10 protein-coding genes are annotated in these 12,133 nt (G+C 71.1%); 9 read left to right on the top strand and 1 reads right to left on the bottom strand.

The window, feature by feature from the left end:
• Positions 1 to 40: 40 nt before the first annotated feature.
• The 8 genes from F0U44_RS20665 to trxA all read left to right on the top strand — a co-directional run bounded on the left by F0U44_RS20665 (position 41) and on the right by trxA (position 10,133).
• Positions 41 to 2,176, top strand: coding sequence for a DUF6049 family protein (locus tag F0U44_RS20665; protein ID WP_149730284.1), 2,136 nt, complete (start codon positions 41 to 43; stop codon positions 2,174 to 2,176).
• Positions 2,173 to 3,843 (top strand): murein biosynthesis integral membrane protein MurJ, encoded by a 1,671-nt coding sequence (gene murJ, locus F0U44_RS20660; RefSeq protein ID WP_149730283.1) that lies wholly within the window; start codon positions 2,173 to 2,175, stop codon positions 3,841 to 3,843. Before F0U44_RS20665 ends, murJ begins: the two co-directional genes overlap by 4 nt.
• Positions 3,844 to 3,879: 36 nt before the next feature.
• Positions 3,880 to 4,782 carry an alpha/beta hydrolase gene (locus F0U44_RS20655; protein ID WP_149730282.1) on the top strand — a complete coding sequence of 301 codons (903 nt, stop codon included), beginning with the start codon at positions 3,880 to 3,882 and terminating at the stop codon, positions 4,780 to 4,782.
• Positions 4,783 to 5,062: 280 nt separating this feature from the next.
• On the top strand, positions 5,063 to 7,057 hold the full coding sequence (locus F0U44_RS20650; protein WP_149730281.1) for a protein kinase family protein: 1,995 nt from the start codon (positions 5,063 to 5,065) through the stop codon (positions 7,055 to 7,057).
• Entirely contained in the window at positions 7,047 to 7,754 is a 708-nt protein-coding gene (sigM, locus tag F0U44_RS20645) for an RNA polymerase sigma factor SigM (RefSeq protein WP_149730280.1), read from the top strand. Before F0U44_RS20650 ends, sigM begins: the two co-directional genes overlap by 11 nt.
• A gap of 20 nt (positions 7,755 to 7,774) precedes the next feature.
• Complete coding sequence (locus F0U44_RS20635; protein WP_188113596.1) at positions 7,775 to 8,542, top strand: hypothetical protein; 768 nt, start codon at positions 7,775 to 7,777, stop codon at positions 8,540 to 8,542.
• Between the two features lie 145 nt (positions 8,543 to 8,687).
• Entirely contained in the window at positions 8,688 to 9,695 is a 1,008-nt protein-coding gene (gene trxB, locus F0U44_RS20630; protein WP_149730277.1) for a thioredoxin-disulfide reductase, read from the top strand.
• A 111-nt stretch (positions 9,696 to 9,806) separates the two neighbouring features.
• The gene (trxA, locus tag F0U44_RS20625) at positions 9,807 to 10,133 is read left to right on the top strand and encodes a thioredoxin (protein ID WP_149730276.1); all 327 of its coding nucleotides are present in this window, start codon (positions 9,807 to 9,809) and stop codon (positions 10,131 to 10,133) included.
• A gap of 39 nt (positions 10,134 to 10,172) precedes the next feature.
• Here the strand turns inward: trxA and F0U44_RS20620 are convergent, their stop codons facing one another.
• Complete coding sequence (locus F0U44_RS20620; protein ID WP_149730275.1) at positions 10,173 to 10,820, bottom strand: GNAT family N-acetyltransferase; 648 nt, start codon at positions 10,818 to 10,820, stop codon at positions 10,173 to 10,175.
• 70 nt (positions 10,821 to 10,890) lie between these two features.
• On the opposite strand from F0U44_RS20620, the gene F0U44_RS20615 reads away from it, so the two are divergent.
• Positions 10,891 to 12,105, top strand: coding sequence for a pyridoxal phosphate-dependent aminotransferase (locus F0U44_RS20615; protein WP_149730274.1), 1,215 nt, complete (start codon positions 10,891 to 10,893; stop codon positions 12,103 to 12,105).
• The last annotated feature ends 28 nt before the right edge of the window (positions 12,106 to 12,133 follow it).

Below are 12,133 nucleotides of genomic sequence, written 5' to 3'. Positions count from 1 at the left end.
CCTCCCCTGTCCTCACAGCAGCCCCCACTACCCTCGGGGCGTGGTCTTCCGCCGACTGACGCTGCACGCTGCCCTGGCAGCAGTGTCGGCCGGCCTCCTGATCGCCGCCCCGGCGAGTGCCGAAGGCACGGCCAAGGCCCGGGCCTACGACGCCCCGCTCCTCATCACGATCGACGAGCTCACGCCCGGCGAGGTGCCCGACCGAGGCCCGGTAGTCGTCTCCGGCACGGTGACCAACCGCGACGTGGAGACCTGGTCGGGGATCAGCCTCTACCCGTTCATCAACGCGGGCGACTGCCCCGGCTGCCCGGCGCCGATGACGACGTCGCGGGAGCTCGTCGCTGCTGCCGAGACCGATCCGGAGACGGTGGTCGGCAACCGGATCACCGACGTCAGCGCAAGCATCGAGGAGCTCGAGCCGGGCGAGGTGGCGCCGTACTCCATCTCGGTGCCGCGCCGACTCCTGCCCGTCACGACCCCGGGGGTCTACTGGTTCGGCGTCCACGCCTCCGGCCAGAGCGAGAGCACCCCGCGCGACGACTTCGCCGACGGCCGGGCGCGGACCTTCTTGCCCTATGTCCCCCGCGGACCCGGCGGCGTCAAGGGCGCCGTCGACACCGCGATCGTCGTGCCGCTGCGCTACCGGATCCGCTACCTGCCGAGCGGCGCCCTCGCGCACCGCCAGGAGTGGGCCGACGCGTTCGACACCACCGGCGAGCTCGGCGGTCCCCTCGCCTTCGGCTCCTCGGCGATCGGCAAGCCCGTGAACTGGCTCGTCGACCCCGCCGTGCTCGACGCCGCGCGACGCCTGCGCCGCGGCAACCCGCCGCGCGACCTCGGTCCGGAGTCCGACGACGCCGGCACCGAGCCGACCGACGCTCCGAGCGACGAGGCCGAGGACGAGACCGACCCCACCGACGACCCGATCGCCCAGGCAGCGGGCCGGTGGCTCGACTCCGTCGAGGTCCAGCTGCGTGACGAGGAGGTCCTCGAGCTCCCCTACGGCGACCTCGACATGTCGGCGACGCCCCAGTGGCTGCCGGACCTCTACCCGATCGCCCGGGAACGCACGAGCGACGTGCTGTCGGCATGGGAGACCCCGACCATCCCGGTCATCGCCTCGCCCGGCGGCTACCTCGACCCGTCGGCACTGCCCGGCATCGACGACGACAGCACCCTCCTGGTCACCGACCGGATGTTCGGCCGCACCGAGTTTCCCAACGGCGCCCCGGTCGTCGGTGACTACGACGGCCACGCCGTCGCAGCGACGTCCTACGGCGCCGCCACCGGCGGACCCGGCCCCGAGCCGCGGCTCAGCGCGATCTCCTTCCGCCAGCGGGTGCTCGCGGAAGCGGCCGTGCGCCTCACCACGCCCGGCAAGCGCCACCCGCTGATCGTCGTCGTGCCGCGTGACGTCGACATCCACCGCGCGGTGACCTTCTGGGACGGGTTGGAGGCCGACTGGCTCCACCTGACCACCGTCTCCGAGGCGACCGACCGCACGCCGACCACCGTCGACCCCTCCTCGCTGAGCTACCCGGCCAACCAGGAGACCGCCGAGCTCGACTCCACGGTCTTCCACGAGGTGAGTCGGCTCATCAACGACGGCCGCACGCTCCAGAACCTCCTCACCGAGGCAGGTGCGGTCGCCGGCGACGTGCGCGACGAGGCCCTGGCCGGGGCGTCCTACCACTTCCGCACCGCGCCCGCGGGCGACGCCGAGCGGCTGGCGCGCTCGCGTCGCTGGATCGAACGTCGGCTGGGATCGGTCGACATCAAGGGCCCGCCGGGGGTGACGCTCGCCAGCGCCGACGGCACCTTCGCCGTGACCGTCAACAACCACCTCAACCGCACGGTCACCGTGCGCATCGCCGCCACGAGCGAGGACGGCGAGCTCACCATCGACGTCGGCGACGAGGTCGTCCTCGCGGCCGGCAGCCGTACGACGATCCCGCTCGAGGCCCACGCGAAGGACACCGGCGTGCACAACGTGACGCTGTCGGTGACCGACGTCGACGGCACCGAGCTCGGCTCGAGCGTCGAGGTGCCGATCCGGTCCGGTCAGGTCAGCGAGGTGATCTGGCTGATCCTCGGGTCGGGCGTCGCGATCTTGTTCGTCGCGATCGCCCTGCGCCTCTACCGCCGGTTCCGAGGGCGCAAGAAGGCCGCTGCATGACCGAGCCCACGGACGCGGGCGAGCAGCGCGGGATCCTCGCCAACAGCGCGGTGATGGCAGCCGGCACGGTCGTCTCCCGGTTCAGCGGCTTCATCCGCTCGACCCTGCTCCTCGCCGCCCTCGGCGGAGGTCTGCACGCCGACCTCTTCACGATCGCCAACACCGTCCCCAACATGCTCTACATCTTGTTGGCGGGCGGCGTCTTCAATGCCGTGCTCGTGCCTCAGCTGGTCCGCGCGATGAAGTCCGACGACGACGGGGGCACTGCCTACGTCGACCGCGTCTTCACCCTCGCCGTGCTCTTCCTCGGCGCGGTCACCGTGCTCCTGGTCCTCGCGGCGCCGTGGGTGATGCGCCTCCTGCTCGACACCCAGTTCACCGAACCCGGGCTCGCCGAGCAGCGTCAGTCGGCCGTCGACTTCGCGCGCTACTGCCTGCCGCAGGTCTTCTTCTACGGCATGTTCGTGCTGGTCGGTCAGGTGCTCAACGCGCGCGGCCGGTTCGGCCCGATGATGTGGGCGCCGATCGCCAACAACGTCATCGCCGTCGGCGTGCTCGTCGTCTACCTCTTCGCGTTCGGACCGGCCTCCACGAGCGAGCAGTACGGCGCCTTCTCGACCAACGAGGAGCTCCTCCTCGGGGTCGGATCGACCCTCGGGATCGTCGCCCAGTTCGTGATCCTCGTGCCCTACCTGCGGGCCGCGGGCATCCGGATCCGACCGCGCTTCGACTTCCGCGGCACCGGCCTGAGCCACACCCTGCGCCTGGGCCTGTGGACCGTCCTGTTCGTGGTGGTCAACCAGGCGGCCTTCGTCGTCGTCGTACGCCTGGCCTCGGGCGGTACGGCCGCCTCCGCCGAAGGCACTGGCATCACGATCTACTCCTCGGCCCAGCTCGCCGTGATGGTGCCGCACTCGATCATCACCGTCTCGCTGGCGACGGCGATCCTGCCCCGGCTCTCCGCACACGCCGCGGCCGGCGACAACGCGGCGCTCGCGCGCACGTTGGTGAGCACCATCCGCACCGCGCTCGCCGTCGTCATCCCCTTCGCGATGGTCCTGCCCTTCATCGCCCTGCCGATGTCGCAGGTGCTCTGGGGCCACGGCGCGACGGCCGACACCTACCCCCGCTTCGAGACCACGGTGTCGCTCTTCGGCATCGGGGTCGTCTTCTTCACGCTGCACTACCTGACGCTGCGCGGTTTCTACGCCCTCGAGCAGAACCGCACTGTCTTCCTCATCCAGTGCGTCATCGCCGCCGTCAACATCACCGCGGCTCTGGTCCTGGTCCACCGCGCCGACCCCGACCACACCTCACCGATGCTGGTCCTGGCCTACAGCGCCGCCTACGGCATCGGCTCCCTGATCTCCTTCGGCGTCCTGTCGCGCCTGCTCGGCGGGCTGCCGATCGGCTCGATGCTCGGCTTCCTCGCCCGGCTCCTCGTCGCCGGAGGCGTGGCCGCCGCCGCTGCGTGGGGTGTCGACCTGGTCCTCGACGAGCTCCTGTCGCACGCCCCCGACGCGGAGGCCTGGTGGTGGTCGGCCGTCGAGGTCGCCTTCCTCGGGGTCGTCGACCTCAGCGTGCTCGTCGCTCTCGCCAAGCCGCTCCAGCTGCGCGAGATCACCTCGGTGATCGACACCGTCGCCGGTCGCCTGCGTCGAGGCTGATGACAACCTCCGGGCACCCACGCGCGTGGAACGTCCGTGACTGACCCGCGCCGCCCGCGCCTCAGCCGCCGTGGCCTGCTCATCGGCGGGGTCGTGGGCACCGGCGCCGCGGTCGGCGGCGGCTACGCCGTCGAGCAGGACTGGCTCCCCGGCCGGGTCTGGGCTTACGAGCACCTCGGCCTCAACGGCCCCGACGGTGAGGTGCCCGATATCGTGCCGGGCTCGATATCCACGGGCGGCTTCACGACACCGCACATGCCCGGCCGCGAGGTCGGCTGGGCCGTCGTACTCCCACCGGACGTAGGGCCCCGCGGCCTCCCGGTCGTGATCGCCCTCCACCCGCTGGGCGCCGACCACACCTGGGCGATCGACGTCGGCATCGACCGCTTCCTCGCCGCGGCCGTCGCCGACGGGGTCACGCCCTTCGCCATCGTCACGGTCGACGGCGGCACCGGTTACTTCCACCCCCACGACGGCGAGGACGCCGGCGCGATGGTGCACGACGACCTCCTCCAGGCCGTCACCGCCGACCCGACCTTCGCCGACCTCGACCTCACCCGCCTGGGCATGATCGGCTGGTCGATGGGCGGCTACGGCGTCCTCCACCTCGCCCCCTCGATCGGCACCGAGGGCGTCCGCGCCGTCGCCGCCGCCAGCCCCGCGGTGTGGAGCGACCCCAACGAGGCCTCGAGCAGCGGCTTCGCCTCCACCGAGGAGTACGACGACTACACCGTCTTCGGCCACCAGGAGTCCCTGGTCGGCACCGACATCCGCATCGACTGCGGCAAGGGCGACCCCTTCCTCCACGACGTCGAGGACTACGTCGCCGGCTTCGCGGTCCCCGTCGAAGCGGTCTACGCCCCCGGCGGCCACGACAGGGGCTACTGGAGAAGGATCCTCCCCGACCAGCTCGCCTTCCTCGGCCACGCGCTCACCTGAAGCGACGAGGACATCTCCGCGGGGGTCAGGAGAGGTGCCCGGGGCGCTTCGGCTGCGACGCTCGCGGCTCGGAACCGACGACGGCGCGCAACCAGGCAATGGCCGCGCGCGGCGCAGACGCGTTGCGCCTGTAGGGCTCCTCTCCTGACCCCCGCGGAGACGTCCCCCACCCGCGAAGACCGGCCCGACACCCAACTCCCACCACACCCCACCTCCCCGCCCTACGATGGAAAGTGCAGGCGCCTCGAGCGAACAAATGCAGTCGGGACAGAAGGACTGGATGGCGACGTCGACTCGGCCGGGCGACGTGCTGGCCGGCCGCTATCGGTTGATCGACCTGTTGACCGAGAGCGGCGGCGGGCGGTTCTGGCGTGCCCACGACAACATCCTCGAGCGCTACGTCGCCCTGCACGTCATCTCTGCCGAGGACCCGCGCGCACCGCTGTTGATGGCCGCTGCGCGCGAGTCGGCGACGGTGCTGGATGCGCGGATCCTGCGGGTCCTCGACGCGGAGATCCTGGACGGCAAGTGCTTCGTGGTCAACGAGTGGGGCACGGGCACGTCGCTCGACATCTTGGTGACGGCGGGTGGCCCGTTGGGGCCGCGTCGCTCGGCCTGGCTCGCGGCGGAGGTGGCGGGCGCCCTCGCGGCGGCGCACTCCCGCGGGGTCGCGCACGGGCGCCTCAACCCCGAGAACGTCCTCATCGACCGGCTGGGCGCGGTCCGGCTGATCGGTTTGTGCGTCGATGCCGCCCTGCACGGCCTGCCGGCCGGCCGGATCGACCAGGACCGCCACGATCTCGGCGGGGTCCTCTACTGCGCGCTGACGGCGACCTGGCCGGGTCCGTCGGACTCGATCGTGCCGGGGGCGCCGCACGATCATGACGCCGTACTCCCGCCGCGGCGGGTGCGAGCGGGGGTGCCGCGGCCGCTCGACCTGTTGTGGACCGAGATCTCCGACGACGCCCCTCACCGGCGGCGGTGGCCGGGCCCCCAGCACCAGGAGCTGGAGGTGTCGACCGCGGGTGCGGTGCGGGAGCGGCTGATGGACTACCTCGGCGGTGATCCGTCGGGGTTGCCGGAGGCGTTGGCCGGTTCGATCCCGCCGATCAACGAGATCCGGCCGGTGGTGCTGCCGCAGGTGCCGGAGATGACGGTCCGCGACTTCGAGCGGGCGGCGCAGGGCGAGCCGGATCCTGAACCCGCGCCGCTCCCCGCGCTCGACGAGCCGCCGATCCCGTCGGTCGCCGAGCTGCGCCATTCCGCCGACCCGACCGCCTTCGCCAGCGTCGACCCGATCGGCGCCCTCGATTCCGTCGAGGTCGATATCCCGACCGAGGCCGGCATGCCGGTCTTCGCCGACGAGGACGACGAAGTCGAGTGGCTGCGCGCCCGCAGTAGCCCACCGCCACCGCCGCCGCCGTTCGAGCCGCCTCCGGAGCGGCCGCTCTTCGCGCCGGAGCCGCCCGAGGGCGCGCCCTCGCGGCGCCTCCGCATCGACCCGTCGGCGATGCCCCACGCCACCGACCCGTCGGTAGCGGCGGCGGGCTTCTGGCCGTGGGACACGGGCACCGGCCAGGCCGGACCTGGCAGGACAGCCGATCACACCGCTGAGCACGAGGTGGTCCCGGGCCGCAACTGGCTGCGACTGGCGATGGTCATCGCCGCGACGCTGTTGCTGTTGGTCGCCGTGGTGGTCGCCTTCAACCTCGGCCGCGGCCGCACGCCGCTCGGAGCCGAGCGCGACGAACCGTCAGGCAACGCCTCCCGGAACTCCCGAACGACCGACACCACCGCGTCGTCGGACTCGCCGCTCGCCGGCGTCACGGCGGCGTCGTTCGACCCGCTCAGCAGCGACGGCGAGGAGAACGACGCCGAGGTCGGCCTGGCGGTCGACGGCGACCCGGCGACGTCCTGGACGACCTCGACCTACCAGGACCAGCTCGGCCCGTCGGCGCCCGCCCTGAAGTCCGGGGTCGGCCTCTATCTCGACCTCGGCGCCGTGCGGGAGATCGCTGCTGTCGACCTCGACCTGGTGGGATCGCCCACCGACGTCCAGCTCTTCGTGACCGACACCCTCCCGGAGGCTGCCCCGACGGGCGAGCCCGTTGCCGCCGACACCGCATCTGCCGGCGACCTGACGCTCGAGCCGGCGTCGCCTGAGGGTGACACCGCGGTGACCGGTCGTTACGTGGTCGTGTGGTTCACTTCGCTGCCCGTCGTGTCCGGCGGTTACCGGGTCGGGCTGGCGGAGGTGGTGGTCCATGGACGATGAGGCAGTCAGCACCGACGCCGAGCTGCTCGCCGCCCATGTCGCCGGCGATCCCGAGGCGTTCGGGGTGCTCTTCGCCCGCCACCGCGACCGCTTGTGGGCGGTCGCCCTGCGCACGACCGGTGATCCCGAGACGGCCGCCGACGGCCTCCAGGACGGGCTGGTCGCGGCGTTCCGGCGTGCGGGGAGCTTCCGTGGCGAGGCTGCGGTCACGACGTGGTTGCACCGGGTCGTGGTCAACGCGTGCCTCGACCGCCTGCGGGCGGCGAAGGTACGACGCGCCGAACCCCTGCCCGACGACCTCGATGAGTCGGGGCGCGGGTCGCTGGCGTCGGCGACGTCTCCGTCCGACGACGAGCTCGATCCCGCCGAGCACGGCATCCGCAACGAGCGTCGGGCGGTGGTGCTCGCCGCGCTCGCCCAACTGCCGGCCGAGCAGCGGGCGGCGCTGGTGCTCGTCGACATGGAGGGTTATCCGGTCGCCGAGGTCGCCGAGATCCTCGACTGTGCCGAGGGCACGGTGAAGAGCCGTTGTGCCCGCGGGCGGGCCAAGCTCGCCGTCATCTTGCGACCGCTGCTCGACGACGAGGGCGAGGAGACCGGGCCGACGACCGTTGCCGGGAACCCCCGCGCGATCCCGGACGTCGGATCGGTGTCCCGACGCGGACCACCCGGCGATCCTGCCGCTGATCCCGTCTGACCCCGCAGCTAGGACCCCTGATGACCGACGAGCACGACGAACAGCTCGACCCCGTCTCCCCGCGCGACGAGGAGCGTCTCCGCGCGCTCCTGTCCGACGCTCGCGTCACCGACCCGATCCCGCCCGACGTCGCTGCCCGCCTCGACGAAGCCCTGGTGGGCCTGGCCGCTGAACGCTTCGTCAGTGGTCCCGAGCCGACGCCTGCGACCGGGTCTGAGGCGAGCATCCATCCTTTCGTCCGGACCCGGCGGCACCGGGTCGTCGCGCTGCTGGGAGCGGCAGCGGCGGTGGCGGTCCTGGGGCTCGGCGTCGGCGCGCTCGTCAACTCGGGCTCCGAAGGCATGGACGACTCCGCGGCGACCGGGACCAGCGTCGAGCGCGGAGAAGACGCCGCCGCGGCTGACGACAAGGGCCTCCGTCCCGAGACGGCCGACGGCGACGAGCTGAACGGCGAGTTCGCCGACGCGCCGTGGGAGAAGCGCGTCCCTGCGGAGCGTGCCTACGTCGTACGGTCCCAGCACCTGACCCACGACCTGGCCCGGATCCAGGCGGAGTTCCTCCCCTCGCCGGCCACTGCTCGCTATGGCAAGACCCTGATCCACGCGCCCGTCGGCTTCACCTGTGCCGACGCGCCGTGGAACCGCGGCGTGCTGGTGGCGGTCCGCTACGACGGCGCTCCGGCCTACGTGAAGTTCCGGCAGCCGATGGGCGCTTCGCAGGTGGTGGAGGTGCTGCAGTGCGGCACCGCCGAGGTCCTGCGGTCGACGACGCTGCCCACGAACGGCTGACGCGCCGCTGTCGGACGGCTCCTCCCGTCCTACCGAGGGTCACTCCCCTCACACCCGGGAATGCCGCCCCTTACGATCGGGGTTGCACAGGTGTCGCGTCCGTTCGACGCGACCCGACCACCCGCCAGCATCGAGGTTCCTCACCATGTCCGACAGCACCGCTACCGACCTGCGCAACGTCATCGTGATCGGCTCCGGCCCGTCCGGTTACACCGCTGCGGTCTACGCCGCGCGGGCCCAGCTCGCCCCGCTGGTCTTCGAGGGTTCGGTGACCGCTGGCGGCGCGCTGATGAACACCACCGAGGTCGAGAACTTCCCCGGTTTCCGCGACGGCATCATGGGTCCGGCCCTGATGGACGAGATGAAGGCCCAGGCCGAGCGCTTCGGTGCCGAGCTGATCGCCGACGACGTGGTCGAGGTCGACCTGACCGGCGACGAGAAGATCGTGAAGACCGCGGACGCCACCTACCGGGCCCGGGCGGTGATCCTCGCGACCGGGTCGGGCTACCGCAAGCTCGAGCTCGACAACGAGGAGAAGCTCTCGGGCCGCGGCGTCTCCTATTGCGCGACCTGCGACGGCTTCTTCTTCCGCGAGCAGCACATCGCCGTGATCGGCGGTGGCGACTCGGCCATCGAGGAGGCGACGTTCCTCACCCGCTTCGGCAGCAAGGTCTCGCTGATCCACCGTCGTGACTCGCTGCGCGCGTCGAAGATCATGCAGGAGCGGGCGTTCGCCGACCCCAAGCTCGAGATCGTGTGGAACTCCGAGGTCGCCTCGATCAACGGCGAGGAGTCGCTCGAGTCGATCACGTTGCGCGACACCGTCACCGGGGAGACGCGCGACCTGGCGGCCACCGGCCTGTTCATCGCGATCGGCCACGAGCCGCGCTCCGAGCTGCTCCAGGGCCAGGTCGACCTCGACGACAACGGCTACGTGCTCGTGAAGCACCCCAGCACCGCCACCAACCTGCCGGGCGTCTTCGCCGCCGGCGACGTGGTCGACCACCACTACCGCCAGGCGATCACCGCAGCTGGCACCGGTTGCGCGGCCGCGCTCGACGCCGAGCGCTACCTCGCGATGCTCGACCACACCGCGTCATCGGCCGGCTCGGCCGACGACACGGCCGCCGAGGTCGGCGCCCAGCCCGTCTGAACCGTCACCATGGGCGAGGGAACATCCCCCCGCCACTCCGTGTTGAGCAATCATTCCAACTGATCCACCCCCCGGATCCACCCGGATCCACCACCGCCGAAGGGAAGCACCGTGGGCAACATCCCCGCCGTCACCGACTCCGAGTTCGACACGCAGGTCCTCAAGTCCGACAAGCCCGTGCTCGTCGACTTCTGGGCCGAGTGGTGCGGTCCGTGCCGCCAGGTCGCCCCGATCCTCGACGAGATCAACGCCGCGCACGGCGACAAGATCACCTTCCTGAAGATGAACGTCGACGAGAACCCGGTCACCCCCGCGTCCTACCGCGTCACCGGCATCCCGACGATCAACGTCTACCAGAACGGCGAGGTCGTGAAGACCATCGTCGGCGCCCGTCCGAAGGCCGCGATCCTCAACGAGCTGGCCGACTTCATCGCCTGATCCGTCCCCCGGCTTCATTGCCCGGCGCCCGGCACCGCTCTACTCGCGGTGTGCGGGCGTCGGGTTCTTTTTGGGCCGTACGGCGCCCACGAGCCGCTCGATCGCTGCCTCGACCTCGTCGCGCCAAGTGACCAGCGAGCGCAGCTCCATCCGCATCCGAGGGGTGCGGGGGTGCGGTCGGTGCGTCTTGAAGCCGACCCGGGCCAAGAACTCCGCGGGCAGCAGGCACCCGGTCTCCGCGGTGAGCCGGTTGCCGCCGGCAGCGAACGCCTCGACGGCACGGATGCCGCCCCGGCCGACGAGGTCGCGCGCCATCCCCTGCACGAGCAGCCGGCCGATGCCGACCCCGTCGTAGCCATCGGCGACGAACGCCGTCGTCAGCAGCACCGCATCGGGCGAGGCGGGGGCGGTCGGAAACTGAGCGGCGCCCGGGACGTACGACGGCGGCGCGTAGGTCAGGTAGCCGACCGGCTCCCCGTCGACCAGTGCCACCCGACCGCACGATCCCCACTCGCGCAGGACCTCGGAGACCCAGGACTCCTTGACCTCCGCGCGGGTCTCGGGCTCGGTCAGGCGGTCGCGCCGGACCGGGTCGAGCTCCCAGAACAGGCAGGAGCGGCACGGCACCCCCAGCGCGTCGAGCGCGGCGAGGTGATCGAGCGTCAGAGGGACCGTCGTACGGGCCACATCATCAAGAGTAGATCTCCACGGGCGATATCTCCGTGGAGTCGCACACGCGGGGCTGCGAGAATGCCGTGTGCGCAAGATCCGCCAGAGCAAGAAGCTCCGCAACGTCCGCTACGACGTGCGCGGCCCGATCCTCGTCGAGGCGCAGCGCCTCGAGGCCGAGGGGCACCGCATCCTCAAGCTCAACATCGGCAACCCGGCACCGTTCGGTTTCGAGGCACCCGAGGCGATCCTGGCCGACGTGATGCACCACCTGCCGGAGTCGCAGGGCTACAGCGACTCGCAGGGCATCTACTCCGCCCGCACCGCAGTCGCGCAGTACTACCAGTCGCGCGGCCTGAAGGACACCGACGTCGAGGACGTCTTCATCGGCAACGGTGTCTCCGAGCTCATCTCGATGGTGCTCCAGGCCTTCCTCGACGACGGCAACGAGATCTTGGTGCCGGCACCCGACTACCCGCTCTGGACGGGCGCGGTGACGCTGTCGGGCGGCACGCCGGTGCACTACCGGTGCGACGAGGACAACGGCTGGATGCCGGATCTGGAGGACATCGAGTCCAAGATCACCGAGAACACGCACGCCATCGTCATCATCAACCCCAACAACCCCACGGGTGCCGTCTACAGCAAGCAGATGGTCGAGGCGCTCGTCGACATCGCCCGCCGTCACCAGCTGGTCGTCTTTGCCGACGAGATCTACGAGAAGATCCTCTTCGACGACGCCGTGCACCATCACGCGGCGGCCGCGGCGGGCTCTGACGTCCTGTGCCTGACGTTCAGCGGCCTCTCCAAGGCCTACCGCGTCTGTGGCTACCGCGCCGGCTGGGTGATGATCTCGGGCCCCAAGGAGATCGCCGAGGAGTTCCTCGAGGGCCTCACGCTCATCGCCAACATGCGCATGTGCGCCAACGTGCCGGCCCAGCACGCGATCCAGACCGCCCTCGGCGGCTACCAGTCGATCAACGAGCTGATCGTGCCCGGAGGCCGCTTCTACGAGCAGAGCATGCTCGCCCACCGGCTGCTCAACGAGATCCCGGGCGTCACGTCGGTGAAGCCCCGGGGCGCGCTCTACTGCTTCCCGCGGCTCGATCCCGAGGTCTACGCCATCGACGACGACGAGCAGTTCGTCATCGAGCTGCTGCGGGCCAAGAAGATCCTGGTCACCCACGGCACCGGCTTCAACTGGCCGACGCCCGACCACTTCCGGCTCGTGACGCTCCCCGACGTCGACGTCCTCGAGGAAGCGATCGGGCGAATCGCAGAGTTCTTGGCTACTCGCCGGTAGATCCGCCGCTTTTTGTTCGAACGGGACA

Origin of the sequence: Nocardioides humilatus (genome assembly GCF_008373755.1) — a bacterium.
Taxonomy (GTDB): Bacteria; Actinomycetota; Actinomycetes; order Propionibacteriales; family Nocardioidaceae; genus Nocardioides; species Nocardioides humilatus.
Note: the sequence above shows the minus strand (reverse complement) of the source record. Positions and strands in the feature narration are given on the sequence as shown.

Excerpts from the sequence above, each read along its gene's own strand:
- murJ (WP_149730283.1), top strand. The coding sequence starts at position 2,173 with ATGACCGAGCCCACGGACGCGGGCGAGCAGCGCGGGATCCTCGCCAAC.
- F0U44_RS20650 (WP_149730281.1), top strand. The coding sequence starts at position 5,063 with ATGGCGACGTCGACTCGGCCGGGCGACGTGCTGGCCGGCCGCTATCGG.
- sigM (WP_149730280.1), top strand. The coding sequence starts at position 7,047 with ATGGACGATGAGGCAGTCAGCACCGACGCCGAGCTGCTCGCCGCCCAT.
- F0U44_RS20635 (WP_188113596.1), top strand. The coding sequence starts at position 7,775 with ATGACCGACGAGCACGACGAACAGCTCGACCCCGTCTCCCCGCGCGAC.
- trxB (WP_149730277.1), top strand. The coding sequence starts at position 8,688 with ATGTCCGACAGCACCGCTACCGACCTGCGCAACGTCATCGTGATCGGC.